This is a genomic window from Arsenicibacter sp. R0_47 (assembly GCF_057652235.1).
On sequence record NZ_JBYFCJ010000003.1, the window covers coordinates 351,555 to 377,420 of the forward strand.

General features: G+C 49.9%; 38 protein-coding genes. 29 read left to right on the forward strand and 9 right to left on the reverse strand.

The window, feature by feature from the left end:
• The first annotated feature begins 4 nt into the window (after window positions 1-4).
• From rplW to carA, 28 genes are all read left to right on the forward strand, one after another.
• On the forward strand, window positions 5-292 hold the full coding sequence (rplW, locus tag AC23NW_RS07490) for a 50S ribosomal protein L23 (RefSeq protein ID WP_293845055.1): 288 nt from the start codon (window positions 5-7) through the stop codon (window positions 290-292).
• Window positions 293-321: 29 nt separating this feature from the next.
• The gene (gene rplB, locus AC23NW_RS07495; protein ID WP_487448678.1) at window positions 322-1,146 is read left to right on the forward strand and encodes a 50S ribosomal protein L2; all 825 of its coding nucleotides are present in this window, start codon (window positions 322-324) and stop codon (window positions 1,144-1,146) included.
• A gap of 7 nt (window positions 1,147-1,153) precedes the next feature.
• The gene (gene rpsS, locus AC23NW_RS07500; protein ID WP_071503511.1) at window positions 1,154-1,432 is read left to right on the forward strand and encodes a 30S ribosomal protein S19; all 279 of its coding nucleotides are present in this window, start codon (window positions 1,154-1,156) and stop codon (window positions 1,430-1,432) included.
• A 68-nt stretch (window positions 1,433-1,500) separates the two neighbouring features.
• Window positions 1,501-1,890, forward strand: a complete 390-nt coding sequence (gene rplV / locus AC23NW_RS07505; protein WP_293842792.1) for a 50S ribosomal protein L22 — start codon at window positions 1,501-1,503, stop codon at window positions 1,888-1,890.
• A gap of 6 nt (window positions 1,891-1,896) precedes the next feature.
• The gene (rpsC, locus tag AC23NW_RS07510; RefSeq protein WP_071503509.1) at window positions 1,897-2,769 is read left to right on the forward strand and encodes a 30S ribosomal protein S3; all 873 of its coding nucleotides are present in this window, start codon (window positions 1,897-1,899) and stop codon (window positions 2,767-2,769) included.
• Window positions 2,770-2,856: 87 nt separating this feature from the next.
• The gene (gene rplP, locus AC23NW_RS07515) at window positions 2,857-3,282 is read left to right on the forward strand and encodes a 50S ribosomal protein L16 (RefSeq protein WP_071503508.1); all 426 of its coding nucleotides are present in this window, start codon (window positions 2,857-2,859) and stop codon (window positions 3,280-3,282) included.
• Window positions 3,283-3,303: 21 nt separating this feature from the next.
• Window positions 3,304-3,498, forward strand: coding sequence for a 50S ribosomal protein L29 (gene rpmC, locus AC23NW_RS07520; protein WP_293842796.1), 195 nt, complete (start codon window positions 3,304-3,306; stop codon window positions 3,496-3,498).
• 13 nt (window positions 3,499-3,511) lie between these two features.
• Window positions 3,512-3,802, forward strand: coding sequence for a 30S ribosomal protein S17 (gene rpsQ, locus AC23NW_RS07525; RefSeq protein ID WP_293842798.1), 291 nt, complete (start codon window positions 3,512-3,514; stop codon window positions 3,800-3,802).
• A gap of 3 nt (window positions 3,803-3,805) precedes the next feature.
• The gene (gene rplN / locus AC23NW_RS07530) at window positions 3,806-4,174 is read left to right on the forward strand and encodes a 50S ribosomal protein L14 (protein WP_071503505.1); all 369 of its coding nucleotides are present in this window, start codon (window positions 3,806-3,808) and stop codon (window positions 4,172-4,174) included.
• Between the two features lies 1 nt (window position 4,175).
• The gene (gene rplX, locus AC23NW_RS07535; RefSeq protein WP_071503504.1) at window positions 4,176-4,520 is read left to right on the forward strand and encodes a 50S ribosomal protein L24; all 345 of its coding nucleotides are present in this window, start codon (window positions 4,176-4,178) and stop codon (window positions 4,518-4,520) included.
• Window positions 4,521-4,555: 35 nt separating this feature from the next.
• Window positions 4,556-5,110: a 50S ribosomal protein L5 gene (rplE, locus tag AC23NW_RS07540; protein WP_293842801.1), complete on the forward strand. Its 555-nt coding sequence runs from the start codon at window positions 4,556-4,558 to the stop codon at window positions 5,108-5,110.
• 28 nt (window positions 5,111-5,138) lie between these two features.
• Window positions 5,139-5,408, forward strand: a complete 270-nt coding sequence (rpsN, locus tag AC23NW_RS07545) for a 30S ribosomal protein S14 (protein ID WP_071503502.1) — start codon at window positions 5,139-5,141, stop codon at window positions 5,406-5,408.
• Between the two features lie 107 nt (window positions 5,409-5,515).
• Window positions 5,516-5,914 carry a 30S ribosomal protein S8 gene (gene rpsH / locus AC23NW_RS07550; protein ID WP_293842804.1) on the forward strand — a complete coding sequence of 133 codons (399 nt, stop codon included), beginning with the start codon at window positions 5,516-5,518 and terminating at the stop codon, window positions 5,912-5,914.
• A 13-nt stretch (window positions 5,915-5,927) separates the two neighbouring features.
• Window positions 5,928-6,482 (forward strand): 50S ribosomal protein L6, encoded by a 555-nt coding sequence (gene rplF / locus AC23NW_RS07555; RefSeq protein ID WP_293842806.1) that lies wholly within the window; start codon window positions 5,928-5,930, stop codon window positions 6,480-6,482.
• A 120-nt stretch (window positions 6,483-6,602) separates the two neighbouring features.
• Window positions 6,603-6,956: a 50S ribosomal protein L18 gene (gene rplR / locus AC23NW_RS07560; RefSeq protein WP_293842825.1), complete on the forward strand. Its 354-nt coding sequence runs from the start codon at window positions 6,603-6,605 to the stop codon at window positions 6,954-6,956.
• 3 nt (window positions 6,957-6,959) lie between these two features.
• Window positions 6,960-7,475 carry a 30S ribosomal protein S5 gene (gene rpsE, locus AC23NW_RS07565; RefSeq protein ID WP_293842808.1) on the forward strand — a complete coding sequence of 172 codons (516 nt, stop codon included), beginning with the start codon at window positions 6,960-6,962 and terminating at the stop codon, window positions 7,473-7,475.
• Between the two features lie 12 nt (window positions 7,476-7,487).
• Window positions 7,488-7,667, forward strand: coding sequence for a 50S ribosomal protein L30 (rpmD, locus tag AC23NW_RS07570; RefSeq protein ID WP_071503497.1), 180 nt, complete (start codon window positions 7,488-7,490; stop codon window positions 7,665-7,667).
• Window positions 7,668-7,746: 79 nt separating this feature from the next.
• Window positions 7,747-8,217 (forward strand): 50S ribosomal protein L15, encoded by a 471-nt coding sequence (rplO, locus tag AC23NW_RS07575; RefSeq protein ID WP_293842811.1) that lies wholly within the window; start codon window positions 7,747-7,749, stop codon window positions 8,215-8,217.
• Between the two features lie 28 nt (window positions 8,218-8,245).
• Entirely contained in the window at window positions 8,246-9,559 is a 1,314-nt protein-coding gene (gene secY, locus AC23NW_RS07580) for a preprotein translocase subunit SecY (protein WP_293842813.1), read from the forward strand.
• Between the two features lie 17 nt (window positions 9,560-9,576).
• Window positions 9,577-10,389 (forward strand): type I methionyl aminopeptidase, encoded by an 813-nt coding sequence (map, locus tag AC23NW_RS07585; protein ID WP_293842826.1) that lies wholly within the window; start codon window positions 9,577-9,579, stop codon window positions 10,387-10,389.
• An 8-nt stretch (window positions 10,390-10,397) separates the two neighbouring features.
• The gene (gene infA / locus AC23NW_RS07590) at window positions 10,398-10,616 is read left to right on the forward strand and encodes a translation initiation factor IF-1 (protein WP_071503494.1); all 219 of its coding nucleotides are present in this window, start codon (window positions 10,398-10,400) and stop codon (window positions 10,614-10,616) included.
• An 82-nt stretch (window positions 10,617-10,698) separates the two neighbouring features.
• Window positions 10,699-10,815, forward strand: coding sequence for a type B 50S ribosomal protein L36 (gene ykgO, locus AC23NW_RS07595; RefSeq protein WP_009284800.1), 117 nt, complete (start codon window positions 10,699-10,701; stop codon window positions 10,813-10,815).
• Window positions 10,816-10,821: 6 nt separating this feature from the next.
• Entirely contained in the window at window positions 10,822-11,199 is a 378-nt protein-coding gene (rpsM, locus tag AC23NW_RS07600) for a 30S ribosomal protein S13 (protein ID WP_071503493.1), read from the forward strand.
• A gap of 81 nt (window positions 11,200-11,280) precedes the next feature.
• Window positions 11,281-11,676: a 30S ribosomal protein S11 gene (rpsK, locus tag AC23NW_RS07605; protein WP_071503492.1), complete on the forward strand. Its 396-nt coding sequence runs from the start codon at window positions 11,281-11,283 to the stop codon at window positions 11,674-11,676.
• Between the two features lie 78 nt (window positions 11,677-11,754).
• Entirely contained in the window at window positions 11,755-12,360 is a 606-nt protein-coding gene (rpsD, locus tag AC23NW_RS07610) for a 30S ribosomal protein S4 (protein WP_293842819.1), read from the forward strand.
• A gap of 99 nt (window positions 12,361-12,459) precedes the next feature.
• Complete coding sequence (locus AC23NW_RS07615) at window positions 12,460-13,449, forward strand: DNA-directed RNA polymerase subunit alpha (protein ID WP_293842821.1); 990 nt, start codon at window positions 12,460-12,462, stop codon at window positions 13,447-13,449.
• An 82-nt stretch (window positions 13,450-13,531) separates the two neighbouring features.
• On the forward strand, window positions 13,532-14,083 hold the full coding sequence (gene rplQ / locus AC23NW_RS07620; RefSeq protein ID WP_487448682.1) for a 50S ribosomal protein L17: 552 nt from the start codon (window positions 13,532-13,534) through the stop codon (window positions 14,081-14,083).
• A gap of 84 nt (window positions 14,084-14,167) precedes the next feature.
• Entirely contained in the window at window positions 14,168-15,265 is a 1,098-nt protein-coding gene (gene carA, locus AC23NW_RS07625) for a glutamine-hydrolyzing carbamoyl-phosphate synthase small subunit (protein WP_293841427.1), read from the forward strand.
• A gap of 45 nt (window positions 15,266-15,310) precedes the next feature.
• Here the strand turns inward: carA and AC23NW_RS07630 are convergent, their stop codons facing one another.
• The 8 genes from AC23NW_RS07630 to AC23NW_RS07665 all read right to left on the reverse strand — a co-directional run bounded on the left by AC23NW_RS07630 (window position 15,311) and on the right by AC23NW_RS07665 (window position 23,994).
• Window positions 15,311-16,306 (reverse strand): zinc-dependent alcohol dehydrogenase, encoded by a 996-nt coding sequence (locus AC23NW_RS07630; RefSeq protein ID WP_487448683.1) that lies wholly within the window; start codon window positions 16,304-16,306, stop codon window positions 15,311-15,313.
• Window positions 16,303-17,592: an MFS transporter gene (locus AC23NW_RS07635; RefSeq protein ID WP_487448685.1), complete on the reverse strand. Its 1,290-nt coding sequence runs from the start codon at window positions 17,590-17,592 to the stop codon at window positions 16,303-16,305. The genes AC23NW_RS07630 and AC23NW_RS07635 overlap by 4 nt, the downstream gene beginning before the upstream one ends.
• 2 nt (window positions 17,593-17,594) lie before the next feature.
• Window positions 17,595-18,710, reverse strand: a complete 1,116-nt coding sequence (locus AC23NW_RS07640; RefSeq protein ID WP_487448687.1) for a DUF6351 family protein — start codon at window positions 18,708-18,710, stop codon at window positions 17,595-17,597.
• Window positions 18,711-18,736: 26 nt separating this feature from the next.
• Entirely contained in the window at window positions 18,737-19,606 is an 870-nt protein-coding gene (locus AC23NW_RS07645) for an amidohydrolase family protein (RefSeq protein ID WP_487448688.1), read from the reverse strand.
• A 27-nt stretch (window positions 19,607-19,633) separates the two neighbouring features.
• Window positions 19,634-21,433 carry a feruloyl-CoA synthase gene (locus AC23NW_RS07650; RefSeq protein WP_487448689.1) on the reverse strand — a complete coding sequence of 600 codons (1,800 nt, stop codon included), beginning with the start codon at window positions 21,431-21,433 and terminating at the stop codon, window positions 19,634-19,636.
• A gap of 36 nt (window positions 21,434-21,469) precedes the next feature.
• Window positions 21,470-22,255: a crotonase/enoyl-CoA hydratase family protein gene (locus tag AC23NW_RS07655; protein ID WP_487448690.1), complete on the reverse strand. Its 786-nt coding sequence runs from the start codon at window positions 22,253-22,255 to the stop codon at window positions 21,470-21,472.
• A gap of 96 nt (window positions 22,256-22,351) precedes the next feature.
• Window positions 22,352-23,242, reverse strand: coding sequence for a helix-turn-helix domain-containing protein (locus tag AC23NW_RS07660; protein WP_487448691.1), 891 nt, complete (start codon window positions 23,240-23,242; stop codon window positions 22,352-22,354).
• Window positions 23,243-23,292: 50 nt separating this feature from the next.
• Window positions 23,293-23,994, reverse strand: coding sequence for a thioredoxin domain-containing protein (locus AC23NW_RS07665; protein ID WP_293841403.1), 702 nt, complete (start codon window positions 23,992-23,994; stop codon window positions 23,293-23,295).
• Between the two features lie 71 nt (window positions 23,995-24,065).
• Between AC23NW_RS07665 and AC23NW_RS07670 the strand changes: the two genes are divergently transcribed.
• Entirely contained in the window at window positions 24,066-25,394 is a 1,329-nt protein-coding gene (locus AC23NW_RS07670) for a rhamnogalacturonidase (RefSeq protein ID WP_487448693.1), read from the forward strand.
• A 6-nt stretch (window positions 25,395-25,400) separates the two neighbouring features.
• On the opposite strand, the gene AC23NW_RS07675 is transcribed toward AC23NW_RS07670, so the two are convergent.
• Window positions 25,401-25,841, reverse strand: coding sequence for a VOC family protein (locus tag AC23NW_RS07675; protein WP_487448695.1), 441 nt, complete (start codon window positions 25,839-25,841; stop codon window positions 25,401-25,403).
• Window positions 25,842-25,866: the final 25 nt, after the last annotated feature.

Sequence of the window (25,866 nt, forward strand, 5' to 3'; positions counted from 1 at the left end):
TATCATGAGCGTTTTAAAGAGACCGATTATAACGGAAAAAATGACAGTCCTGAACAAACAGGGCCAGTATGCCTTCGAGGTAGAACTGAAAGCCAATAAGTTTGAAATCAGCAAGGCTATCGAAAAAATGTACAGCGTGAACGTAGAAAGCGTTCGCACACTGCGCACACTGGGTAAGAAACGCAGCAAGAGTATCAACGGTCGGATTGTGACCGGTAAAACCTCAACTACCAAGAAGGCTATTGTGACGCTGGCAGAAGGTGAAGTAATCGACATCTACGCAGACCTGTAAGCCGGAGGGCAATAACGGAATAAACAATCATGGGAGTTAAGAAATTAAAACCAGTAACGCCGGGTACGCGCTTCCGCGTAGCTCCGGACTTCTCGGAACTGACCGCTTCCAAGCCGGAGAAAAGCCTGCTGGAACCAATAAAAAGAACCGGTGGCCGTAACAGCCAGGGCCGTCGGACAATGCGCTATATCGGTGGTGGTCATAAGCGGATGTACCGTATTATCGACTTCAAACGGGACAAAACAGGTGTTCCTGCTGAAGTATTGACAATCGAGTATGATCCGAACCGTTCAGCACGTATCGCCCTGATCCAGTATACAGACGGCGAGAAACGCTACATCATCGCTCCACAAGGTCTGGCCGTTGGTAAAACGATTCAGTCGGGCGAAGGCTCTACTCCTGACGTTGGAAACGCACTGCCACTGGCTAAAATGCCAATCGGTACAATCGTTCACAACATCGAGCTGCACCCTGGTAAAGGTGGTGCAATGGCCCGTAGTGCTGGAACGTATGCCCAGCTGGTAGGCCGTGAAGATAAATATGCGATCCTGCGTATGCCATCAGGCGAAACACGTAAGGTATTGGGTGTATGCTTCGCTACAGTAGGTTCAGTATCGAACCCTGACCACATGAACTACACAATGGGTAAAGCCGGCCGTGTACGTTGGTTAGGTCGTCGTCCTCGTGTACGTGGTGTTGCAATGAACCCGATCGATCACCCGATGGGTGGTGGTGAAGGCCGGGCATCAGGTGGTCACCCACGCTCGCGGAATGGTCAGTTTGCTAAAGGCCAGAAAACGCGTAAGCCTAAGAATCAGTCGAATAGTTTGATCATTAGCCGACGGAAAAAGTAATAAATAGATGGCACGTTCACTAAAGAAAGGCCCATATATAGATTTTCGTCTGGACAATAAAGTTCAGACGATGAACGACTCAGGCAAGAAGTCAGTAATCAAAACCTGGTCTCGCCGGTCGATGATCTCTCCTGATTTCATCGGTCACACGTTTGCCGTACATAACGGTAACAAGTTTATACCGGTATATGTAACGGAAAACATGGTAGGCCATAAGCTGGGTGAATTTGCACCAACCCGGAACTTCCGCGGTCACGTTGCAAAAAAAGACAAGGGCAAACGATAAACCAGGTGGGAGTCATTAACCGGTTGGCCCGCTAGCCGCTGATGACGCCCCTCACCACTCGAAAAAACATGGAAGCAGTAGCAAAACTGAGAAATGTGCCCACGTCGCCCCGCAAAATGCGCTTAATCGCTGACCTGATTCGTGGTCAGCGTGTGAGCCGGGCTCTGGGTCTCCTGAAATACCAGCCACAGGCAGGTGCCGCCGTTATGCAGAAAGTTCTGCTGTCGGCAGTAGCTAACTGGCAACAAAAAAACGAAGACGTTAATATCGAAGATGCCGATCTGTTCATCAAAACGGTATTTGTTGATGGCGGCCCTGTGCTGAAACGTTTACGTCCCGCGCCGCAAGGCCGTGGACACCGGATCCGGAAACGGTCAAACCACATTACACTGGTGGTTGATAGCACAGACGTTACAAACGACTACGAGGTAGAAACGGAAAAATCTGATAACGAGTAACACCGAATGGGACAGAAAGTAAATCCGGTAGGTCTTCGTCTTGGCATTGTTCGTGGCTGGGAATCTAGCTGGTATGGCGGCAAAGAATTTGCTGACAAACTGGTTGAAGACGAAAAAATCCGCAAATATATCGCAGCCCGTATTCCAAAAGGCGCTATCGCCCGGGTTGTTATTGAGCGTACTCTGAAACGCATTACGTTGACAATTCACACTGCCCGTCCAGGTATCGTTATCGGTAAAGGCGGTGGAGAAGTTGACAAGATCAAAGAAGAATTAAAGAAAATCACGGGCAAAGACGTCCAGATTAACATCTTCGAGATCAAACGTCCTGAAATCGACGCTAAACTGATCGGTGAAGCAATTGCCCAGCAGTTACAGGCGCGTATTTCATTCCGTCGCGCCATGAAGCAGGCTATCAGCTCTGCCATGCGTGTAGGTGCTCAAGGTATCAAAGTGAAATTGTCAGGTCGTCTGGGTGGTGCTGAAATGGCCCGCACAGAGCAGTATAAAGAAGGTCGTGTACCGCTTCACACACTGCGTGCTGACATCGATTATGCAATTTCTGAAGCACAGACGATTTACGGTAAAATCGGTATTAAAGTCTGGGTATTCAAAGGCGAAGTGTACGGCAAGCGTGACCTGTCACCAGCAGCAATGGCAAGTGCCGCTGCCGCTGGCGAACGTAGCGATCGCGGAGACCGTGGTGGCGATCGTGGTGATCGTCGTGGCCCTCGCGGTGACCGTGATGGCAACGATCGTGGCCGTGGCCGTAACGACCGTAATGACCGTGGCGGTAATCGTGGTGGCGGCAACAACCGTGGCGGTAACAACCGCGGTGGCGGCGCCGGCAACAACCGTGGAGGAGGTAATCGTAAATAAGTCGGAAGTCAGAAGTCAAAAGTTCCCCGTCGTATAACGCGACAATATCTTTCGACTTTCGACTTATGACGCTAACATTCAAGAGAAATGTTACAGCCAAGAAGAACTAAGTTCCGTAAGCAGCAGAAAGGCAGAGTTAAAGGTCTTGCAACACGTGGTCACCAAATCTCTTTTGGTACATTTGCGATCAAGTCCCTGGAGCCAGGCTGGATTACGGCCCGTCAGATAGAAGCCGCCCGTATCTCAGTTACGCGGGCAATGAAACGCGAAGGCCAGGTATGGATTCGCATTTTCCCGGACAAGCCGATTACAAAGAAACCGGCCGAAGTTCGGATGGGTAAAGGTAAAGGTGCTCCCGAATATTGGGTAGCGGTTGTGAAACCGGGTACCATCTTGTTTGAGGCAACAGGTGTGCCTCTCGAAACAGGGATGGAAGCGCTGCGGCTTGCAGCTCAAAAATTACCGGTACGGACCAAGTTTGTGGTGCGCCGTGATTATCAGGAGCAAGAATAAGCCTAGCGTTAGACACAAGTCATGAAAAAGGAAGAAATCAAGGCATTATCTGTCGAGCAGTTGCGGGATCAGATCGCCGCAGAACAAGACCGGTTATTGAAACTGAAGTTTGCACACGCCGTATCGCCGATCGAAAATCCGATGCGCATCCGTGAAAACCGTAAGCTTATCGCCCGTCTGAATACAGAATTAACGATCAAAACGCGTCAGGCCTAAATAGCGACTACGAATGGAAGAGCAAGCAAAACAAGATCAGCAGCCAACCGTAGAACGGAATAGCCGTAAAGAGCGGATTGGTCGTGTGGTTAGCAACAAAATGCAGAAAAGCATTACCGTTGCAGTAGACCGCAAAGTTAAGCATCCGATGTACGGTAAGTTTATGCACCGTACGAAGAAGTTCATGGCTCATGACGAAAATAACGAGTGCCAGATCGGCGATAAAGTCCGCATCATGGAAACCCGTCCGTTGAGCAAGAGTAAGCGTTGGAGATTAGTCGAGATCATTGAAAAGGCGAAATAAGCCATGGTACAGCAAGAATCAAGATTGAGCGTAGCCGACAATAGTGGCGCAAAAGAAGTGCTCGTTATCCGCGTTCTGGGCGGTACGGGCAAGCGCTATGCTTCGGTGGGCGACAAGATCGTAGTAACGGTAAAGCAGGCTTTATCGTCAAGCAATATGAAGAAGGGCACAGTGTCTAAAGCTGTTGTCGTTCGGACGAAAAAAGAAATCCGTCGTAAAGATGGTTCATACATCCGGTTCGAAGATAATGCGGCCGTATTACTGAACAACAACGACGAGCCTCGTGGTACTCGTATTTTCGGGCCTGTTGCCCGCGAGCTGCGCGAGAAACAATTCATGAAAATTGTATCGTTAGCCCCGGAGGTATTGTAAGATGGAAAAAAAGACGACAAAACCCCGCCACAAATTTCACATTAAAACTGGCGATACAGTTTTGGTCATTGCCGGTAACTCAAAAGGCCAGCAAGGCGTTGTGAAACAAGTATTGGTTGAAAAAGAGCGTGCACTTGTTGAAGGTGTGAACCTGATTACAAAGCATATCAAACCAACCGCTCAGAACCCGCAAGGGGAACTGGTAAAAACAGAAGGTTCGATTCATATCAGCAACCTGAAGTTGATCGACCCGGCTACCAAAGAAGCTACCCGTACGGGCCGCGCCCTGAATGACGCCGGTAAGTTGCAGCGGTACTCGAAGAAGACGGGTAAGTTTATTGCTTAATTCGTCGATGTATCATTCTTAAACGAGCGAAGACAGTGGCAACACCTAGATTAAAAGAAAAATATCTGAACGAAGTAGTCGCCCAGTTGCAGGACAAGTTTCAGTATAAGTCGGTAATGCAAGTACCGCGTCTGACAAAAATTGTTATCAACAAAGGCATCGGAGCGGCAGTAGCTGACAAAAAACTGGTTGACGTAGGCGTTGATGAGCTTACGCAGATCACAGGTCAGAAAGCCGTAGCAACGGTAGCAAAGAAAGCCGTTTCTAACTTTAAACTGCGTGAAGGCATGCCGATCGGTGCGAAAGTTACGCTCCGTGGTGATCGGATGTTTGAATTCCTTGACCGTCTGACTGCGGTAGCATTACCACGGGTTCGTGACTTCAAAGGAATCAGCGACAAGGGCTTTGACGGTCGTGGTAACTACACGTTCGGTATCAAAGAACAGATTATCTTCCCTGAAATCAGCATCGATAAAGTGACGCGCATCTCAGGTATGGATATTACGTTTGTTACAACGGCGGGCTCTGATAACGAAAGCTATGAACTGCTGAAAGCACTCGGAATGCCGTTTGCCAGCAGCAAGAAGTAAGTAACCAACCCGGTAAAGACTTTAAAAAATGGCAAAAGAATCAGTAAAGGCACGGGAGCGGAAACGCGAAAAACTGGTAGCTAAATATGCTGCTAAACGTGCTGCCTTGAAAGAAGCAGGTGACTATGCTGCATTAGATAAGTTACCTCGCAATGCATCACCCGTACGGCTTCACAACCGTTGTAAGTTAACTGGACGTCCACGGGGCTATATGCGCAAATTCGGTATTTCACGGGTTACATTCCGCGAAATGGCCGGTGCAGGTAAAATCCCTGGTGTAACAAAAGCAAGCTGGTAAAAATCTGGCAGCGATCGTCACGCTAGCAAATTTTTATTTGTAGTTCTGTTTCCGTAATTTTGCAAGCTCTTTTAAAACAAGGGGTTTGCGAGCAACTCTCATAGGAGATGAATACAGATCCAATAGCAGATTATCTGACGCGCGTCAGAAACGCCATCCGTGCAAAGCACCGGATTGTGGAAATTCCTGCATCCAACATAAAAAAAGAGATTACAAAAGTTCTGTTTGACAAAGGATACATCCAGAACTACAAGTTCGATGAAAACGGCCCGCAGGGTACGATCAAAATCGCACTTAAGTATAACCCGGTAACAAAGCAACCGGCTATCGTTGATCTGCAGCGCGTAAGCCGCCCGGGTCTTCGTCAGTACCGGCCGGCCGATAACCTGCCGCGTATTCTGAATGGCTTAGGTGTAGCCATCGTTTCTACTTCTAAAGGTGTAATGACCGATAAGGAAGCGAAAACGCTGAACGTAGGTGGTGAGGTATTGTGTTACGTTTACTAATTCGTATTGAACAATGTCACGTATAGGTAAAAAACCAATTGCCCTGCCAAGCGACGTTACACTGACGGTCGATAAGAGCGTAGTGACGGTTAAAGGCCCTAAGGGTACCTTGACACAAGCTATCGATCCGGATATCGCGGTAGCTGTAGAAGAAGGTCAGATTCAGGTGACACGTCCAACCGATCAGAAGCGTCATAAGGCTCTACACGGCCTGTACCGCGCTCTGGTTAACAATATGGTTGTTGGCGTTAGCACCGGATATAAAACTGAACTGGAAGTAGTCGGTGTAGGTTATAAGGCATCTGTTGCAAACAATGTGCTTGAACTGAACCTTGGTTACTCTCACAACGTTTTCCTGGCAATGCCGGGTGAAATTAAAGTTTCAGCAGTAACTGAAAAAGGTCAGAACCCGAAAGTTATTCTGGAAGGTATTGACAAACAATTAATCGGCGACGTGGCTGCCAAAATCCGGTCGCTGCGTAAGGTTGAGCCTTACAAAGGTAAAGGTATCCGCTTCGTTGGTGAAGTTATTCGCCGGAAAGCTGGTAAGTCTGCCTCTAAGAAATAAGTTTGATGTGTTTGAATGGATACCTTTACTGTATCATCTGGTACTGAAAAAGGCAGATTCATTCAAACGCTTCACGCTGATAAATAGATTTTTTGGCCAATTTGGTTGGAATCAAATAACATGGCAATTAAGAAGACAGAAAGAAGACAACGGATTAAATACAGCATCCGGGCAAAAATCTCAGGTACATCTGAACGTCCCCGGCTGTCAGTGTTCCGTTCAAATACAGCAATTTACGCTCAGCTGATCGATGACGTAGCCGGCCATACACTGGCATTCGCTTCGTCAAACGAAATTAAGAGCGAAGTAAATGGCTTTACCATTGATGCTGCAAAGCAGGTAGGTCAGCGACTGGCCGAAAAAGCTGCGGGTAAAAATATTACATCAGTAGTATTCGATCGTAACGGCTATTTGTATCACGGTAAAGTAAAAGCATTAGCTGATGGTGCCCGGGAGGGTGGCCTCAAATTCTAAGGTATGGTAACGAACGCAAGACCTTCTAAAGTAAACGAAGCGGATCTGAAAGAACGCGTAGTGGCCATTAACCGTGTAGCCAAAGTGGTTAAGGGTGGTCGTCGTTTTAGTTTCTCAGCAATCGTAGTTGTAGGTGATGGCAACGGTGTCGTTGGTTATGGCCTGGGCAAAGCTAACGAAGTAACCGATGCAATTGCAAAGGGAGTTGAAGATGCTAAGAAAAACTTAGTACAAGTACCTTTGCTGAAACATACTGTACCTCATGATATGGAAGGTAAGTTCAGCGGTGGTTTTGTACTGTTAAAGCCGGCTGCTCCTGGTACAGGTGTAATCGCTGGTGGTGCGATGCGTGCGGTACTGGAAAGTGCCGGTGTACGTGACGTACTGGCAAAGTCAAAAGGATCGTCTAACCCGCACAACGTGGTGAAAGCGACTATTGACGCTCTGAAAAAAATGCGGGCTCCTCATCAGGTTGCATTCCAGCGTGGGGTTAGTCTTGCAAAAGTGTTCAACGGTTAATTCGTAAAAAGAATGGCACGGGTACGTATTACACAGGTCAGAAGCACGATTGACCGTCCGCAAACACAAAAAAATGCCATCAAGTCGTTAGGCTTAGGCAAAATCAACCGTAGCATCGAGTTAGAATATAACAATGCTATCGCTGGTGTGATCCGTAAGGTTCAACACTTAGTTAAAGTAGAAGAAATTTAAGTAAATTTGTGGTTCATTATCCATCGGGGATTTACCCCTGGATGTGAACCACAATTTTCGATTACAAACCAGTAGAAAAATGAATTTAGAAAACCTCAAACCGGCTAAAGGTTCCGTTAGAGAGCGCAAGCGAGTCGGCCGTGGCCAGGGCTCAGGCATGGGTGGTACATCTACCCGCGGTCACAAAGGTGCACAATCACGTTCAGGCTACAGCCGCAAGCTGAGCTTCGAAGGTGGTCAGATGCCCCTACAGCGTCGTGTTCCTAAATTTGGTTTCCGTAACCCGACACGCGTTGAGTACAAGCCAATCAACCTGGACAGCATCCAGACATTAGCAGAAAAATTCGATGCTAAGGTTGTTGATGTGGCGTTCCTGCAACAACATGGTTTAGCCGGTAAAAAAGACCTGATTAAGGTATTGAACCGCGGTGAACTGACTGTTGCTATCGAAATCCATGCCCATGCTTTCTCTGCAACAGCAAAAGAAGCAATCGAAAAAGCAGGTGGTAAGGCAGTTGTCCCGACAAAGGAAGCAGAGCAGAATCAATAAGTGAGCACGGCAGCGGCCGGATACCTTTATGAACCGTTTCATAACCACTCTTAAAAATATTTTCGAGATTGAGGAGTTAAGGACCCGTATTCTTAACACTCTCTTGTTTATCACGGTTTTTCGCCTTGGTACAGCTATTGTATTGCCAGGCGTCGATCCTAAGCGTCTGAATTTAAACCCGCAAGGTTTGCTGGGTTTGTTAGACACCTTCCTGGGTGGGGCGTTCAGCAAAGCGTCCATCTTTGCGTTGGGTATCATGCCGTATATTTCGGCTTCGATTGCTATCCAGCTTCTGACGCTGGCACTTCCGTATTTCCAGAAAATGCAGAAGGAAGGTGAGTCAGGCCGCAAGAAGCTAAATCAGATTACGCGCATTTTAACAATCTTCGTGACAGCTGTACAGGCAATGACATACATCCGGACAACTATTCCGGCTGATGCCCTGTTAATTGACCGTGGATTGTTTACTGTATCATCTTTATTTATCCTGACTGCCGGTACAATTTTCTGTATGTGGCTGGGAGAGAAGATTACAGATAAAGGTATCGGTAACGGGATTTCAATGATCATCATGATCGGCATTGTTTCCCGTTTCCCTGGTGCAATTGCCGGTGAAGCAATGTCCCGCGGTTCTGCACAGTTGCTGATTTTCGTACTTGAAATCGTTGCTCTGTATTTTGTAGTGATGGGCGCTGTCGTACTGACACAAGCGGTACGCCGTATCCCGATCCAGTATGCAAAACAGGTGATTGGTAACAAGGTTGTGGGTGGTCAGCGCCAGTATCTGCCGCTGAAGCTGAACGCAGCCGGTGTAATGCCGATTATCTTTGCGCAGGCACTGATGTTTATCCCTACTTATCTGGCAAGTCTTTTTGCTGAAAAGAGTGATTTCGCAGCCGGTGTTCAGAATGCATTTCAGACATATACAACCTGGCAGTATAACCTGCTCTTCGGTTTGTTAATTATCATCTTTACGTTCTTCTACACAGCGATCTCGGTTAACCCGAATCAGATTGCTGATGATATGAAACGTAGTGGTGGCTTTATTCCCGGTGTTAAGCCTGGTTTTGCTACCTCAGAATATATTGGTCTGGTTCTCGACCGGATCACATTACCAGGCGCGGTTATGCTGGCCATCGTGGCTATCCTACCGGCAATTGCCAACCTGTTAGGGATGACAACTGGTTTTGCACAATTCTTTGGTGGTACTTCGCTCCTGATCATGGTAGGTGTCGTATTGGATACGCTGCAGCAGATTGAAAGCTATCTGTTGATGCGCCGGTACGAAGGCTTGATGAAATCCGGCCGTATTCAGGGCCGGACAGAAACAGTAGCAGCGTAATGTTTCGTAAAAGCACGATGATTAATCTCCGGAGTGAAGAAGAGATTGCTCTGATAAAGCAAAGCGCTCAGGTGTTGGGTCGTGCACACGCGGAGGTTGCAAAACTGATTCGGCCGGGTATTAGCACGAAGGAACTTGACACCGTAGCTGAAACGTTTATTAGAGATAACGGTGGAGAACCGTCATTTAAAGGCTACAATAAATTTCCAGCGTCACTCTGTATTTCAGTCAATGATGTGGTTGTGCATGGCATACCGGGGCGCTACGAATTACGGGACGGAGACATTATCTCGATTGATTGCGGTGTAAAGCTTCACGGATTTCATAGTGACAGCGCTTACACGTATCCGGTTGGCGAGGTGAGTTCCGGTACACGCAAGCTTTTATCACGGACAAAAGAGTCGCTTTATATTGGTCTGGCTAAGGCTGTTGAAGGAGGCACTGTTGGTGATATCGGATATGCGGTACAAACGTATGCAGAGCGTTTCGGGTATTCAGTAGTTCGGGAACTGGTAGGACACGGGGTTGGTAAAGACCTGCATGAAGCACCGGAAGTTCCGAATTACGGTAAGAAAGGCCAGGGCCCGAAGCTTAAAGAGGGCATGGTATTGGCAATTGAGCCGATGATTAATTATGGAAAGAAAGCAATTGTTCAGGAACGCGACGGATGGACAATCCGTACGGCCGACCGCAAGCCTTCTGCCCATTTTGAGCATACGGTTCTGGTTCGTAAAGGTAAACCGGAGATTTTAACAACCTTTGAGTATATCGAAGCGGTAACGGCCAACACCAGTCTGATGATTGACATGAACCATGTAGTGACGGCTTAATATCAGCTATGGCTAAACAGTCTTCTATTGAACAGGATGGTGTAATCTTAGAGGCATTATCAAATGCAATGTTCCGGGTTGAGCTCGCAAACAAGCACGAGGTAATTGCTCACATTTCTGGTAAGATGCGGATGAACTACATCAAAATTCTGCCAGGTGACCGCGTTAAGTTAGAGATGTCGCCTTATGACTTAAGTAAGGCGCGAATTGTGTACCGATACAAATGATTTGCGAGTTACGGATTGCGAATGACGGCACAGACCCGTATGGCGTAGTTCTAAAATCGTAAATCGTAAAACGTAAATCAAAATGAAAGTTAAGGCGTCTATCAAGAAACGTAGCGAGGATTGCATCGTCATCCGCCGGAAAGGTAAGCTCTACGTTATTAACAAGAAGAACCCAAGATACAAGCAAAGACAAGGTTAATTATTTATGGCACGTATTGCAGGTGTTGATATTCCAGACCGTAAGCGTGGTGAGATCGCGCTCACTTACATCTACGGGATTGGCCGGAGCACAGCTCAGAAAATTCTTTCTGAAGCCGGAATCAGCTTCGATAAGAAAGTAAGCGAGTGGACGGATGAAGAGTCTGGCGCGATTCGTACGATCATTAGCAACGAACATAAGGTTGAAGGTGCGCTGCGTTCAGAAATCCAGCTGAGCATCAAACGCCTTATGGACATTGGTTGCTACCGTGGTCTCCGTCACCGGAAAGGGCTGCCAGTTCGTGGTCAGCACACTAAGAACAACTCACGTACGCGGAAGGGTAAGCGTAAAACAGTTGCTAACAAGAAAAAAGCAACTAAGTAACAGTTAACAGTTTCCTCTTTACAGTAACCGGTTTAGTCGTGAGATTATGCTGAGAAGCTGTAAACCGAAACTCTGAAAACAATGGCTCAAGCAAAACGCAAAGACAAAGCGAAAAAGCGGATAGTAGTTGTAGAATCGGTTGGTCAGGTGCACATCAAGGCCTCCTTCAACAACATTATCATTTCGATTACCAACATGAACGGCCAGGTTATCTCCTGGGCATCAGCAGGTAAAATGGGCTTCAAAGGCTCAAAGAAAAATACGCCTTATGCTGCACAAACAGCTGCTCAGAACTGTGCTGCTGTCGCTCATGAACTGGGTATGCGGAAGGCTGAAGTATTCGTAAAAGGCCCTGGTGCCGGTCGCGAATCAGCAATCCGTACAATCCAGAATTCAGGAATCGAAGTAACTACAATCCGCGATATCACCCCGCTACCACATAATGGTTGCCGGCCGCCCAAGCGCCGTCGCGTTTAAAAACGGGTGAAATGAATACGGGCAGGCGACATTTGGTTGTGTCTGTTCATGTTCCACAGTTATTCTTTCATTTAACGAATGGCACGTTATACAGGCCCTAAGGCCAAAATCGCGCGCAAGTTTGGTGAGCCAATCCTCGGCCCGAGCAAAGCGCTTCAAAAGAAAAATTACGCTCCAGGTATGCATGGACGCGGCCGTAAGCGGAAGCAGTCGGAATACGCGCTCCAATTGATGGAGAAACAAAAAGTAAAATATATCTACGGTATCCTGGAACGTCAGTTCCGTGCCCTGTTCCACCGTGCAGCCATCAAAGAAGGCATCACCGGTGAAAACATGCTGAAGCTTTGCGAAGCTCGTCTGGATAACACAGTTTACCGGTTAGGTATCGCCCCAACTCGTCGGGCCGCTCGTCAGCTGGTTACGCACAAGCACATCATAGTAGACGGTGAAGTCGTAAACATCCCGTCTTACTCACTGAAGCCAGGCCAGGTTGTAGGCGTTCGGGAGAAATCAAAGTCACTGGAAGCTATCTCAGATAGCCTTTCTGCCCGCAATGCAAAACGCTACAACTGGGTTGAATGGGATTCGCAGGAGTTGTCAGGTAAGTTCATCAGCTACCCTGACCGCGATCAGATCCCTGAAAACGTAAACGAGCAGTTGATCGTCGAATTGTATTCGAAATAATCACGTTGGCAGAACTCCTCCTCGGGTTCTGCCGGCTTTTGCATATATCGGGTAATCTACTCCTTTGGCAGGCGAACTGCTCTAAAAAATACGAAACGTATGTCAATCTTAGCGTTCCAAATGCCCGATAAAGTCGTCGTTGAAAAAGCAAATGACTTTCACGGAGTATTTGAATTTAAACCCCTCGAAAAAGGGTACGGTGTAACGATTGGGAATGCTCTCCGGCGTATTCTGCTTTCGTCGCTGGAAGGCTACGCCATTACGAGTGTGAAATTCCCTGGCGTATTGCACGAGTTTTCATCAATCGAAGGTGTTGTTGAAGACGTGACAGAAATTATTCTGAACCTCAAAATGGTGCGGTTCAAGAAGATTTCTGATATGGTAGACAACAAGATCTCGGTTCATATTAAAAATCAGGCAACGCTGTCAGCTGGTGATATCAGCCGCTTTACGTCGTCTTTTGAGGTTCTGAATCCGGAGCTGGTCATCTGTAATATCGATGATACACGCGATCTGGAGATGGAAATTTATGTAGAGAAAGGACGGGGCTACGTACCGGCGGATGAGCCACGGGCAAATGAACTGTCGTTTGGTCACATTCCTATTGACGCGATTTATACGCCGATTAAGAATGTGAAGTACAGCGTAGAAAACACACGGGTTGAACAAAAGACGGACTACGAACGCTTAATTCTGGATATCGAAACGGATGGCTCTATCCACCCTGAAGATGCCCTGAAAGGCGCTGCCAATATTCTGATTCAACACTTCATGTTGTTCTCTGACCAGACCATGACATTTGAAACAACAAAACCTGAAGAGGATAATGTTGTGGATGAAGAGATGCTGCATATGCGTAAACTCCTGAAAACGCCGCTTGCAGATCTTGACTTGTCAGTACGGGCATACAACTGTCTTAAGTCAGCTGACGTACGTACGTTGGGTGACCTTGTAAAACTGGAAATATCAGATATGATGAAGTTCCGTAACTTCGGTAAGAAGTCACTGACGGAGCTTGAACAGCTGGTAGCTGAAAAAGGTCTGACGTTCGGAATGGATGTCGTAAAATATCGTTTAGACGAAGAATAAAATTGGTTCTGTGTTTTGAGTACTGCGTGCTGAGTTATGGTAAACGCAGACACAGAACCCAGGACGCAGAACAATCAAAACAATGAGACACGGTAAAAAAGATAATCACCTGAGCCGTACGCACTCGCACCGCGGAGCGTTGCTTACTAACCTGGCGTCTTCGTTGATCCTGCACAAACGCATTGAGACAACGTTGGCGAAGGCGAAAGAACTGCGGAAGTACGTAGAGCCAATCCTGACCCGGGCGAAAGATGATACCTACCAAAATCGTCGGGTTGTATTCCAATACTTAAATAACAAAGAGACGGTTAAGGAATTGTTCGGCGTAGTAGCTGACAAAATTGCTGACCGTCCCGGCGGATATACCCGTATCATCAAACTGGGCAACCGTGCTGGTGATAACGCAGAAACCTGCCTGATCGAACTCGTTGATTTCAACGAAACACTGCTGGCTGCTGCCGCTGAACAAAAAGCAACCCGTACACGCCGTAGCCGTCGTGGTACGAAGAAAGCTGAAACAGCCGAAGCAACTGCTGCCCCTGCGGTTGAGGCTGCTGCTGAAGAAGCACCTGCGGCTGAAGCACCGGCAGAAGACGCACAAAATGAGTCATCTGAGGAACCGAAGCAAAGCTAATGACGTTCTTCATTTGCATAGTATAAAGGGGTTAACCGTTAGGGTTAGCCCTTTTTTTTAACCCTCAAAACAAGTAAACCATAGATGAAAAACCCTCAGCAACGGGAAGCCCTTCTGGTATTGCAGGATGGCTCGGTGTTCAAAGGTTTAGCGTTAGGAAAAATCGGGACAGCCGGTGGCGAAATTTGCTTTAATACAGGGATGACCGGGTATCAGGAAATCTACACGGATCCTTCGTATTATGGCCAGGTGATTGTGAACACCACGTCACACATTGGAAATTACGGCATTCAGCTGAAAACGGAAGAAGAGTCGGCCGGGGTAAAAATCCGGGGGATGGTATGTAACTTCTTCTCGCAGATCCACTCGCGCCATCTGGCAGATGGTTCTTTACAGGACTATTTTGAGCGTGCAAACATTGTCGGTATTCACGGTGTGGATACCCGGGAGATCGTACGTCACATCCGCAATAAAGGCGTGATGAACTGTATTATCTCCTCTGAAATTCTCGATCCGGCTGCACTGATGGCCGAATTGACCCGCGTGCCGGATATGGAAGGTCTTGAGCTTTCATCGGAAGTATGTACGCAGGAAATTTATGAAACCGGTCAGGAAGATGCGCGCTTTAAAGTCGCTGTGCTTGATCTGGGTATCAAAAAAAGCATTCTGACCAACTTAACGGAGCGCGGCGCCTACTGCAAGGTATTTCCGGCTAAAACGCCGTTTGAAGAACTGGCAGCCTGGAATCCGGATGGTTTCTTTATCTCAAATGGCCCCGGCGACCCTGCTGCAATGCCCTATGCAGTTGAGACAGTAAAACAAGCAGTAAATACAGAAAAACCGCTTTTCGGCATTTGTCTGGGTCATCAGATTCTGTCGCTGGCCAGCGGTATTTCAACCTATAAAATGCATAACGGTCACCGTGGTCTGAATCACCCCGTGAAGAACCTGATTACAGGCCGTTGTGAGGTGACGTCGCAGAACCACGGTTTTGCCGTAAAAGGAGATGAAGTTCAGGACCATGCAAATGTGGAAGTAACCCACCTGAACCTGAATGATAAAACGATCGAAGGAATCCGCCGCAAGGACAAACCGGCATTCTCGGTCCAGTATCACCCTGAAGCTTCTCCGGGACCGCACGATTCGCACTACCTGTTCGAAGACTTTATTAAAATGATGTAGTCAGAAAGCCTGCTCTTCCGGAGCAGGCTTTTTTTTGCTCAACAATCAGATATTGACGACAATTTTGGTATCATTCCCCTGAGCGGCGAGCGAAAGTGCTGTCTGTAACTCATCAAGCGGCATGTACCGTGAAATGATTTTTCCGGGACTGATCGTTTTCCGGCGGATTAAATTCAGCGTCCGTTTGAAATCCGCAGGGTGATCGTAGATAATTGACGGGACAATATGAATCCCTTCACGGGCGATTTTCAGCGGGGTGAAACTGGCCGGATGACTGGAAAGACCTACCAGGACTACTTCGGATCCCCGTGGTGCCGCCGCAGTAGCGAGTGAAGCCGTAAGGGCAGAACCGGCACATTCGAAGACGGTACATACCTCATATGTTTCCCAAATCCGGTTCAAGGCGTCGGCATCACCCTGTACGGCAATCGCTCCTTCAGCAACTGCAAGCTGTCGTTTATGGGCGTTCAGTTCTGTAACCAGTACACGGTAGCCAAGCGATGTGGCCAGATGCGTAAGTAACAGGCCAATGGCGCCGAGCCCGATAACGGCAATGGTATCACCCGGTAAAGCTGATGACTGGAACAAGGCATGAACGCTGACAGCCATCGGTTCAACCGTTACGGCATCAGCGTCAGAAACGTCATCAGGAACGGGCCAGCAAAAGGCTTCGGGTAAACAGATGTATTCGGCAAAGCAACCGGATTCTGTCAATCCGGCCACGCGTTTATTGATGCAGATGTTGCCACGCCCCTGCAGGCAATAGGTACAGCGGTGGCAGGGCATATTCGGCTCAATAACGACCCGCTCGCCCAATCGGCGGTTTGTTACGCATTCGCCGGTTTTATCGATGACCCCATAGCCTTCGTGGCCGATAATGGTTGGCTGCGGCAGCGCACGATGTCCCAGAAATAAGTGTACATCCGACCCACAGATTCCGACTTGCTTCAGCCTGACGCGAACCTCACCTGCTTTCGGCTCCGGTTGCGGAATGTCTGTAAACGTTATATGCTCCGGACTCGTTAAAAAGGCAGCTTTCATAAATCGTCAGCGTTTACTAACCAGATACAACCGCCCATAACCAGTAACGGAACTGAAAAAAGAACAAACAAGGTTTGGGTACTCAGGGCTGCATCCGATAGGTACCCGAATAACAAGGGACCTAAAATGGCCCCAAACCGGCCAATACCCACCGTAAAGCCGACACCGGTTGCGCGGATACGGGCAGGGTACAGACGGGATAAGGTTGGCCAGATGCCGTTGAAACCGCCCTGTACAAAAACGCCGATCAATAGGACCAGCACGAACGTCAGGCTCGTCGTCAGCGGTAAAAAGGCATACAATTGCATTACCAGAAACGCGGTCAGCATAAAGGTCAGTACGCTTTTGCGAAGGCCGAACCGTGAACCGATGGCACCAATGGAGGCTGAGCCAACCGCCGCCCCGATGTTCAGCGCAATACCTACCCACGTAGCCAGTTCAAAGGGCAGGCCCGAGTCTTTCGCAATGGTAGGCACCCAGCTCATCAGCGTATAAAGCGTCAGAAAGCCGAAAAATGCAGCTATCCAGACCTTGATGGTATTGGCACGATAGGGGTAAGTGAAAAGCGTGCTCAGGCGGCTGTCTGCGCTCTTTTCTTCCCTGACAGGCATTGTCAAAGCAGGCAGTTGAAGACGCTGTAGCAGTTTGTTAACCGCAGCCGGTGTGTGGGTCGCAGGGTTGTTCAGCATAAATTCCAGCGAATCGGTCATGAACAGCCAGACCAGTATCAGCATAAGCAGCGATACGCAACCCGCCACAAAAAAGGCTTGATGCCAGCCATAGACCGGAATGTAGCGGGCACAGAAAAGACCGGTGAGAATGGCACCGACCGGCCAGCCAGCCTGCACCAGACCAACATTGAAATCGCGGTATTTATCGTTGGAGAACTCAGCGGCCGTAGCGGTCATGGTCGGCAGAATACCGCCGATGCCCAGTCCGGTAAGAAAGCGCAGGGCCAGCATCAGGCCGTACGTCCGGCAGAGCCAGACACCGAACATACCGGCGGTGATCATCGTGATAGAAATCAGGAAGATGTGGCGGCGACCCAGCCGGTCGGCAAGGGGGGCAATTAAAAAACAGCCCAGCGTCATGCCCGCCAGCCCGGCGCTGAAAACATAGCCCATTTCCGCTTTCGATAGCCCCCAGTCTTTAATGATTTCGGGGCTTGAAAACGAAACGATCAAGACATCAATGCCGTCGTTAAAATTCAGGATAAAGCAAATGGCGACCATCAGGACCTGAAAGCCGGTCATGGGTCGGTTCGAAAGAGCAGTAGTGGGTTGCATCGTTACTCAACAAATCCGGCTTTAGCTTTCCGGCCTGTTTTCACCCACTGACGGAGGGCGTCGAAGGCACGGGCGGTTTGTTGTGGTGTAAAGTTACAATGTCCCTGACCATTGGTATAGTTCACCGAAAAAAAGTGGTCTTTCCCTTGCTTGTGCACCATATTTTCGAAGTTGACAATACCGTATGTCGGCGGAATCAGCTGGTCATAGATGGTGTGCAGCGCCAATACCGGTTTTGAGATATTGCCGGTGCGGTCGTATTTGCCGAAAATCTTCTCCGGATCGGCCGTGGCGGCTAAGCGCTCCGCCGTCTGATTGACAAGCAAATCGTTCGGAAAGCCGCTGTAGAGCGTATTGGTATTATCAAATGGATTACCGCCGGTTTTTTGGGCCAGATCGCGCAGCACGTTTTCGTTGAAGAACAACGAGAAGGGCAGGTCCTCCGGTTTCAAGTCAAACCGTTTGGCGAAGGCAACGGCCAGCAACGAGTCTTTGGCGTAAACCGCCTTTTTGATCTCAGCGGCACGCGCTCCCATGCTGCGCGCATCCTGCGCCTGATAGGGTTTTGACAGGTCGAAAATAGTGTGCAGGGAGGTGACTACATTCGGGAAAAGACCGTTGAACGTGGCATACATATCAAACTCCTTGCGGCATTGCAGGTAAGGCCTGCTGGAAAGCGGACACATCGGCAGAGCACCATCATAGGCCTGTCCGTAATTCTCGATAACGGCTATCGAAACGCCCCCGCCCATCGAATGCCCGACCATAAAGGTTGAGTCCGGTTTGCCGTAGGTTTTGACAAAATGTTGCCGCAAAACCTCTGTATCGTCAACACCTTGCGGGAGGGCAAACCCCTGATATTGGTAATCGGAAGCCGCCACGGCGAATCCCCGTTCCAGAAATACCGCCATGCGCTTTACCCAGTCCGGATTTTTGCTTTGGGCGGGAGCCCCCACAAACTCGTAGCCATGCGCATACATGACCAGTTTTTTCTGCCAGTTTGCAGGAAATACGATGCGGTAGCGTGCCCCGTTGATGGTGCCCGTATCGGTTCTGGCTACCTGTTGGGCCATCAGGCTGCTGCTCATCAGCAGGCAAAAAATGAATAGTCGTTTCATAAAGGAAGACAAGGAGGGGCCGGCTGCTAGGCACGGAGGTTCAACATCCGGATGGCGTTTTGTTTCAGGATAAGCGGTTTTACCTCGTCGCGGAAACCGGCATCAGCAAAGTCTTTCATCCACCGTTCCGGCGTGATAAGCGGAAAATCAGTGCCAAACAGCATACGGTCTTTCAGCAAGGTATTGGCGTATTGAATGAGCTGCTTCGGGAAATACTTCGGTGACCACCCGCTCAGATCGATATACACATTGGGTTTATGCATCGCGACCGACAGGGCTTCGTCCTGCCACGGCCAGCTGGGGTGGGCAATGATAATCGGGCAGTCGGGGAAATCGATGGCGACATCGTCGAGGTGCATCGGGTTAGAGTATTCGAGCCGCAGGCCGCCCCCACCCCTGACTCCCGAACCGAAACCGGAATGGCCGCTATGAAAGAGCATCGGAAGCTTGTATTCGGCAATGACTTCGTAGAGGTGGTAGGCCATTTTATCCTGCGGGTAAAAGCCCTGCACGGTCGGATGAAACTTAAAGCCTTTCACCCCGTAATTTTCGATAAGGTCACGGGCTTCGCGGGCACCCATCCGGCCTTTGTGGGGATCGATGCTGGCAAAGGCAATCATTACGTCGTTATTTTTAAGAGCACATTCGGCCACTTCGGTATTCGGAATCCGGCGTTTGCCGACTTCAAACTCCGAATCGACGGTAAACATGACCAGCGCCATATTCTGATCACGGTAGAAATCGGCGGTTTCCTGCATCGTCGGCCGTTTGTCGGACTTGAAGTAACGGGCAAAAGCCTCGTCTAGCTCAGGCCGGTAGGGGTCATGCGGCTGGCAGCAGCTGACTTCGGCATGGGTATGTACGTCAATGGCAATAACGTTGTCGATATCGATCATAGTTTTGACAGGTTCAGGGTAAAAAACTCAGGATGCATACAGCGACCGGACCAGCTCAGCGCGGTGCGCCAAAACGGCCCGTTGGTTCAGCGAACCCTTATCTGTGATTTCGCCCAGTACGATAGACGGTGGTTCCAGAGCAACTACAAAGTTGCCGATGGCCGTTGAACTACCCGTTGCGGTTTGGTTAAAAGCGATCTGCCACTGCTGTAGATACGCCTGAACAGAATCATGCGCAAACGCCTCCCTGGCAGGTGTGTGTCCGGTTACTCCGGCAAGCCGGCGGCAGGCCTCGGTGTTCAGGAATAGTATGGCCCCGACAAAAGCCTGATCCAGACCCGTCAGCACAACATCCTGAATAACCGGCGAGCCCGTTGAGATAACCTTTGCTTTCAGAATGCCGACGTTGACCCATGTACCGGTTGAGAGTTTAAAGTCTTCGGCGATCCGTCCGTTAAAGACAAGGCCCTTGTCGGGCTGGCTTTCGTCCAGAAAAAGCACCGCGTCGCCGGTTTTGTAATAGCCGTCTTCGTCGAATGCGTGAGCGGTAGCCACAGGATTACGCCAATAGCCTTTAGTGACGTTCGGGGCTTTATAGCGGGCTTCGACCTTATCGCCGTCGGGGACCAGTTTTACGTGCATGCCGGGCACCGGAACACCCAGCAGCCCCGAAAAGGCCCCGCCCCAGCTGGCAAACATAGCCGACGGACCGGATTCGGTGCAGCCAAGTCCCGTAATGATCGGAATCCGGACGCCGATGGTTCCGACCGCCAGTTCTTCGAGCCGGTTCCAGACAGGTTGGGCCAGACTGGCACCGGCGTAGAACAGAATATGCAGATTGCTGAAAAACGTCCGGCGCAGGTCAGCGTCATTCTCCAGATACGGAATCAGCATTTCGAACCCTTTCGGGACGTTGAAATAGGCGGTGGGCGAAATCTCCCGCAGATTCTGTACGGTCTGTTCAATGCCCTGTGGGGTCGGTTTGCCGTCGTCAATAAACAACGTTCCCCCGTTGTAGAGCGCCAGCCCGAAATTATGGTTGCTGCCAAACGTGTGGTTCCACGGCAGCCAGTCAATAAAGACGGGCGGCTGGTGCTGCATAAACGGCATGACCTGGGTAATCTGTTGCAGATTGGCGCACCACATGCCTTGGGTATTGATCACGCCTTTCGGCAAACCGGTTGAGCCGGAGGTAAACAATACTTTGGCAACGGTATCAGCATTGACCCGATCAGCGGCCTGTGCAACAGCGTCGGTCGGCGTTGTGGCTACTATGTCCCGGAAGGCAAGTCCGGTTTCGCCGTCAGCAGTCAGAATCACTGCATCAGGAAAAAGCGCTGATGCGTGGGCGAGCGCAGGTCCGTATACGTGGCTGTTTTGGGCGAAAATGACTTTGGGCGTCATGAGCTTCAGGCAGTGGCTGAGCTTCGCAAAATCGTCGGATATGGTCGAATACGGGGGCGATATGGGGGCGTAGGGAATACCAATGTGAAGGGCCGCCAGGGCCAGCAACGCATGCTCCGGGCTATTTTCAGACAAAATCACGACCGTTTCGTCAGCGGTAAACTGTAGGCTGATCAGGAATTGAGCCACGGCCTGCAGCTGCTGCCATACCTGTGCGTAGGAAAGCGTATGCCATTGCCCCGCCACTTTCCGGCCTATAAACGTCCGGTTTGGCTCAGTAGCGGCCCAGTGGGCTAAGCGGTCAGTAAGTTTTGCCGGAAAGGGTTCCAGCGGTTGCGTCAGCCGGTAATGCATGACACCGTTTTCGTGCCGTTCCAGACAGGTTTCTGTGGGCCCGAAGGCAACCTCTTTATACTGAGCCATGCGATTTGGGTTAATAGTCAGACACAGAAGGAGGCATCATTCACCTACCTTTTTGGCCCGCCCTTCCAGAAAGTCGTGGAGGCGTTGTTTGGCTTCAGGGGCACTTTGAGCAATCGCCGCCATCAGGCTTTCGAGCAGCAGGCCTTCCTGTTGCCCTGAATCGGCGATGCGGGGTAAGACCTGCGTGAGGGCATAATTGGTCATACCGGCGTTGGCAGCTACTTTACGGGCAAGTTCAAGTCCTTTGTCCAGCCCCGTACCTGCCTCAACAAGGTACTGAGCCATCCCGATGCGTTCCCCTTCGTCGGCCTGATAGACGCGGCCGGTCAGCATCATATCGGTCATGCGGCCCATGCCGATCAGTTTTGGCAGACGAACCGACGCCCCGCCACCGACAAATATGCCGCGTTGCCCTTCGGGTAAGGCATAAAACGTAGTGGCTTCGGCAACGCGGATATGGCAGGCCGCCGCCAGCTCCAGGCCGCCGCCAACTACGGCACCATGCAGCACAGCAATGACCGGTACCGGCCCGAACTGCACTTTATCCAGTACACGGTGCCACATGCGGGAGTGAAAAATGCCCTGAACGGCGTCCCTTTCGGTAAGTTCGGAAAGATCGAGTCCGGCGGAAAAATGCTTGCCGATACCATAAATAACCGCGCACCGGACATGGGCCGGAATGTGCTCAAACACGTGTTCGATCCCGAAAATCAACTCATCATTAAACGCATTCCGCTTATCGGGCCGGTTCAGCCCGATAAGCAGGATACTTTCTTTGATTTCCAGTAAAATAGAAGAGGTTAAGGGAACTGGTAACTGCATCAATTAAGTCAGGTTAATTGATTTATTTCAATACAAACTTAGACTTATAAAAGGATGTCGGGTAGGTAAAAGCGGATCAGGATTATGCAAAAACAATCATTCGGGCAGATTGCGGTAGGCTTTTGGTGATAAACCGGTTTTGGCTTTAAAAAATCGGGCGAAGTCACTCGGGTCGAGACCGCCGAGTTTAAAGGCAATGTCGGCAACGGGCAGGTTTGTTTGTTTCAGCAAAACCTTGGCCTCCAGGATGCGCATGTCTTCCAGCAGCTCATGCGCCGATTTGCCGGTTGTGGCCTTAACCGATTTGTTGAGGTGGTTGGCAGAAATACCCAGCATACCGGCCAGTTCACCGACGGTATTTTTCTCGTAAATACGTTCACTCAACAGCAGTTTGTAGCGTCGGGTCAGCAAAGCCGCCGCCGTTGGTGTGCCGGAAGGACGCGCCTGACTCAGGTGACTGACTTCGGTCAGGAAGGCGGTTAGATAAAGCGCTAATAAACGGCCGCGCCCCGGTTCATTACGTAACCGCTCGGCCAGCATAATGTCAAGCAGCGTATAAAACCGTTCGGGCTGCGGAACGGAAATGAGGGGTTGATCAGCGGTGATGCTGAAAAAAGGAAATGCCTGTTCAATGTCGGCAGGTAATTGGGCGTGCTGGAAAAGTTCGGGGCGGAAATGGCAGTAAAAGCCTTCAACATCGTCTGAGATCGCTTCAAGCGAGGTAATCTGATCGGCGGCAAGGCAGAAAAGCGTGTCAGGACCAACCTCATATCGGGTGAGCCCTTTGCTGCGGACAGCAAGGCCTTTCGTAACAAAAATGAAAAAATAAACAGACCGCCGGTGGGGCAAAACCGGTAGCGTCAGGTGAGCTCTGTAGTTTTCGATCCGCTCAATGTGAAAGCGTTCGTAAAAGCCCGAAACGGTCGGTTTCCAGCTACCGAACAGGTACTCATCAAACTGGGAGGGGTTGAGTTTGGGGACCGGCATCCGGACAGAGGCAAAGTGATTGCGCGGAAGGGGTTTCCGCGCAACCGGTTTTATTTGTATTCGTCGATGGTTTTGCGGAACATGGCTTCGTCCATATAGCCGATGCCCCGCCATTTGATTTTCGACTCTTTATACATCAGAAACGTAGGAATTTCGTCAACGCCGAGCTGCTGGGCCAGCTGCCGGTTTTTATCGTAATCAATCGTTACAATCGTCACTTTATCCGATAGTTCGGCTTTCAGTTTATTGACCGTTGGCAACATTTTCTGACAAGGTGCACACCATGGGGCATAAAAGTCGATCAGGACGGGCTTGGCCGAGGCGGTAAGTTTCTGGAACGCTTCTTGTGTCATCGCGCCGGATGGTGCTTCCTTCCCGCCTTCGATGGGTTTGCTGGCCGCCGTCCATTTGGCAAAACCACCCTGCATGTCATACACGGACTTAAACCCGGCACTGGCCATCATACCGGCAGCTTTTGCGCTGCGGCTACCGGCGAGGCAGTACACCAGCACCGGCTTGTTGGGATCGAGCTGTTTGACCTTGTTCAGAAAAGCCTCATCGCGCACATCGATATTGGTCGAATGGCTCAGGTGCCCGTTAGCGTATTCACCGGCGGTCCGGACGTCCAGCAACTGGATACCGGGCATTGCCTTAAGCAGCGAATCCGCCCGGTCGGTAGTCAATAAAACCGGCGACTGGGCGAAACAGGCCGCCGTCAGGCCGAGGAAGAGGAACGTGAATATTGATTTCATGGTAAAAGACCGGATTAGAATTATGTACTTTTATCCAGCTGTTTGTCTTTACTACTATTGTAAGATCAAAAATGTCGAAAAAAATCATTGCATTCATCGGTATTCTCCTTTTTCATCAGGTACTTTTTGCACAAACGAAACCGGCGAACGTTTTTCCGGATGGAAGCCGGATACCGGCCTGGTTCTCGGATACGACTAAAATCCCGCTGTCGAAGCTGGGTAAACAATACGTGATTACCCGTTTCGGGGCAGTCGGCGACAGTACCGTGCTACAAACCGCCGTCATTCAGAAAACAATTGACGCGGCCTCACAGCAGGGCGGCGGGGTTGTGGTGATTCCGAAGGGGACGTACCTGAGCGGAGCGTTGTTCTTCAAGCCCAAAACGCACCTGCACCTTGCCGAAGGGGCTGTGCTGAAAGGGTCCGACGAGATCAGGAATTACCCTAAAATCCCGTCACGGATGGAGGGGCAGAGTCTTGACTACTTCGCGGCGCTGGTGAATGTGTATGGGGTTGACGGTTTTACGATTACGGGCAAAGGCAAAATTGACGGTAACGGGCTGCGCTATTGGGAGGCGTTTTGGGCCCGTCGTAAAGAAAACCCGAACTGCACCAACCTTGAGGTGTCGCGGCCACGGCTGGTTTTCGTCTGGAAATCAAACAATGTGCAGATGCAGGATGTGAAACTGCACAACGCCGGTTTCTGGACGAACCATTTCTACCAGTGCACCAACATTAAGCTCCTGAATCTACACATCTTCTCGCCGTATCAGCCGGTGAAAGCTCCGAGTACCGACGCCATTGATCTCGACAACTGCTCCAATGTGCTGGTCAGCCGGTGCTATCTGTCGGTCAATGACGATGCTATCGCGTTGAAAGGCGGTAAAGGGCCGTGGGCCGATCTGGTACCGAATAACGGCGAAAACACGAACATTATCATTGAAAACTGCCACTTCGGATATTGCCACTCGGCGCTGACCTGCGGCAGCGAGGCCATTCACAACAAAAACATCGTGATGCGTAACTGCCACGTCAATCAGGCGGAGCGGGTATTGTGGCTTAAAATGCGTCCCGACACCCCGCAGCTGTACGAATACGTGACCGTCGAAAACATAACGGGTCAGGCCAAAAGCCTGCTGTATGTGAAGCCGTGGACACAGTTTTTCGATTTGCAGGGGCGGCAGGATGCACCGCATGAATACTGCAACCACATCAGTCTGAAAAATATCAGGCTGACTTGTCAGACGTTTTTCGATGTAGCCATTAACCAGAATAATCATCTGTCAGACTTTATCTTTGAAAATCTGATGATTGAGGCTAAAAACGGGGCCGTTAACAAAGACATCGTGAAGGGATTCACGCTCAAAAATGTGTTGGTCAATCAGCAGCCCGTCAACTAGAGGCCGCTACAGTTTTGTGCGGGTATCGCCGTTGATTTCGAGGAGGTACCCGTCCGGATCAGAGAAGTAGATCTGCGGTACACCATCTACCCGTACCTGCTTGTGAAACTGAATGTTCTGTTTTTTCAGAAACGCTTCGGCCTTGTCCATCGACTCAACAAACAGCGCAATGTGGCTCCCGTTGCGGTCGTGGACAATGGTTTCGGTCCGGCCGTCGAGCAGGTGCAGTTGCTGACCGTTGCCGAGGTCAAACCAGAACCGGCGGCCTTTCAGACTTGGCGGCACATCAATCGGCTTCATACCGACCACTTCCTGGTAGAATTTTGCACTGGTCTGAATGTCTTTTACGTGCAGCGCCACGTGGTTATGTCCGGTAAAGCCAAGTTTGTCCTGGCCGAAAGCCAGACTGCCGGTCAGCATCAGGACGGCAAAGAGGAGTTTTTTCATGGGTAAAACCGACGCATGGCTGCGT

What these genes read in the sequence shown, in the direction of transcription:
- rplW (WP_293845055.1), top strand. Translation starts at nt 5, where the DNA reads ATGAGCGTTTTAAAGAGACCGATTATAACGGAAAAAATGACAGTCCTG.
- rplB (WP_487448678.1), top strand. Translation starts at nt 322, where the DNA reads ATGGGAGTTAAGAAATTAAAACCAGTAACGCCGGGTACGCGCTTCCGC.
- rpsS (WP_071503511.1), top strand. Translation starts at nt 1,154, where the DNA reads ATGGCACGTTCACTAAAGAAAGGCCCATATATAGATTTTCGTCTGGAC.
- rplV (WP_293842792.1), top strand. Translation starts at nt 1,501, where the DNA reads ATGGAAGCAGTAGCAAAACTGAGAAATGTGCCCACGTCGCCCCGCAAA.
- rpsC (WP_071503509.1), top strand. Translation starts at nt 1,897, where the DNA reads ATGGGACAGAAAGTAAATCCGGTAGGTCTTCGTCTTGGCATTGTTCGT.
- rplP (WP_071503508.1), top strand. Translation starts at nt 2,857, where the DNA reads ATGTTACAGCCAAGAAGAACTAAGTTCCGTAAGCAGCAGAAAGGCAGA.
- rpmC (WP_293842796.1), top strand. Translation starts at nt 3,304, where the DNA reads ATGAAAAAGGAAGAAATCAAGGCATTATCTGTCGAGCAGTTGCGGGAT.
- rpsQ (WP_293842798.1), top strand. Translation starts at nt 3,512, where the DNA reads ATGGAAGAGCAAGCAAAACAAGATCAGCAGCCAACCGTAGAACGGAAT.
- rplN (WP_071503505.1), top strand. Translation starts at nt 3,806, where the DNA reads ATGGTACAGCAAGAATCAAGATTGAGCGTAGCCGACAATAGTGGCGCA.
- rplX (WP_071503504.1), top strand. Translation starts at nt 4,176, where the DNA reads ATGGAAAAAAAGACGACAAAACCCCGCCACAAATTTCACATTAAAACT.
- rpsN (WP_071503502.1), top strand. Translation starts at nt 5,139, where the DNA reads ATGGCAAAAGAATCAGTAAAGGCACGGGAGCGGAAACGCGAAAAACTG.
- rpsH (WP_293842804.1), top strand. Translation starts at nt 5,516, where the DNA reads ATGAATACAGATCCAATAGCAGATTATCTGACGCGCGTCAGAAACGCC.
- rplF (WP_293842806.1), top strand. Translation starts at nt 5,928, where the DNA reads ATGTCACGTATAGGTAAAAAACCAATTGCCCTGCCAAGCGACGTTACA.
- rplR (WP_293842825.1), top strand. Translation starts at nt 6,603, where the DNA reads ATGGCAATTAAGAAGACAGAAAGAAGACAACGGATTAAATACAGCATC.
- rpsE (WP_293842808.1), top strand. Translation starts at nt 6,960, where the DNA reads ATGGTAACGAACGCAAGACCTTCTAAAGTAAACGAAGCGGATCTGAAA.
- rpmD (WP_071503497.1), top strand. Translation starts at nt 7,488, where the DNA reads ATGGCACGGGTACGTATTACACAGGTCAGAAGCACGATTGACCGTCCG.
- rplO (WP_293842811.1), top strand. Translation starts at nt 7,747, where the DNA reads ATGAATTTAGAAAACCTCAAACCGGCTAAAGGTTCCGTTAGAGAGCGC.
- secY (WP_293842813.1), top strand. Translation starts at nt 8,246, where the DNA reads ATGAACCGTTTCATAACCACTCTTAAAAATATTTTCGAGATTGAGGAG.
- map (WP_293842826.1), top strand. Translation starts at nt 9,577, where the DNA reads ATGATTAATCTCCGGAGTGAAGAAGAGATTGCTCTGATAAAGCAAAGC.
- infA (WP_071503494.1), top strand. Translation starts at nt 10,398, where the DNA reads ATGGCTAAACAGTCTTCTATTGAACAGGATGGTGTAATCTTAGAGGCA.
- ykgO (WP_009284800.1), top strand. Translation starts at nt 10,699, where the DNA reads ATGAAAGTTAAGGCGTCTATCAAGAAACGTAGCGAGGATTGCATCGTC.
- rpsM (WP_071503493.1), top strand. Translation starts at nt 10,822, where the DNA reads ATGGCACGTATTGCAGGTGTTGATATTCCAGACCGTAAGCGTGGTGAG.
- rpsK (WP_071503492.1), top strand. Translation starts at nt 11,281, where the DNA reads ATGGCTCAAGCAAAACGCAAAGACAAAGCGAAAAAGCGGATAGTAGTT.
- rpsD (WP_293842819.1), top strand. Translation starts at nt 11,755, where the DNA reads ATGGCACGTTATACAGGCCCTAAGGCCAAAATCGCGCGCAAGTTTGGT.
- AC23NW_RS07615 (WP_293842821.1), top strand. Translation starts at nt 12,460, where the DNA reads ATGTCAATCTTAGCGTTCCAAATGCCCGATAAAGTCGTCGTTGAAAAA.
- rplQ (WP_487448682.1), top strand. Translation starts at nt 13,532, where the DNA reads ATGAGACACGGTAAAAAAGATAATCACCTGAGCCGTACGCACTCGCAC.
- carA (WP_293841427.1), top strand. Translation starts at nt 14,168, where the DNA reads ATGAAAAACCCTCAGCAACGGGAAGCCCTTCTGGTATTGCAGGATGGC.
- AC23NW_RS07630 (WP_487448683.1), bottom strand. Translation starts at nt 16,306, where the DNA reads ATGAAAGCTGCCTTTTTAACGAGTCCGGAGCATATAACGTTTACAGAC.
- AC23NW_RS07635 (WP_487448685.1), bottom strand. Translation starts at nt 17,592, where the DNA reads ATGCAACCCACTACTGCTCTTTCGAACCGACCCATGACCGGCTTTCAG.
- AC23NW_RS07640 (WP_487448687.1), bottom strand. Translation starts at nt 18,710, where the DNA reads ATGAAACGACTATTCATTTTTTGCCTGCTGATGAGCAGCAGCCTGATG.
- AC23NW_RS07645 (WP_487448688.1), bottom strand. Translation starts at nt 19,606, where the DNA reads ATGATCGATATCGACAACGTTATTGCCATTGACGTACATACCCATGCC.
- AC23NW_RS07650 (WP_487448689.1), bottom strand. Translation starts at nt 21,433, where the DNA reads ATGGCTCAGTATAAAGAGGTTGCCTTCGGGCCCACAGAAACCTGTCTG.
- AC23NW_RS07655 (WP_487448690.1), bottom strand. Translation starts at nt 22,255, where the DNA reads ATGCAGTTACCAGTTCCCTTAACCTCTTCTATTTTACTGGAAATCAAA.
- AC23NW_RS07660 (WP_487448691.1), bottom strand. Translation starts at nt 23,242, where the DNA reads ATGCCGGTCCCCAAACTCAACCCCTCCCAGTTTGATGAGTACCTGTTC.
- AC23NW_RS07665 (WP_293841403.1), bottom strand. Translation starts at nt 23,994, where the DNA reads ATGAAATCAATATTCACGTTCCTCTTCCTCGGCCTGACGGCGGCCTGT.
- AC23NW_RS07670 (WP_487448693.1), top strand. Translation starts at nt 24,066, where the DNA reads ATGTCGAAAAAAATCATTGCATTCATCGGTATTCTCCTTTTTCATCAG.
- AC23NW_RS07675 (WP_487448695.1), bottom strand. Translation starts at nt 25,841, where the DNA reads ATGAAAAAACTCCTCTTTGCCGTCCTGATGCTGACCGGCAGTCTGGCT.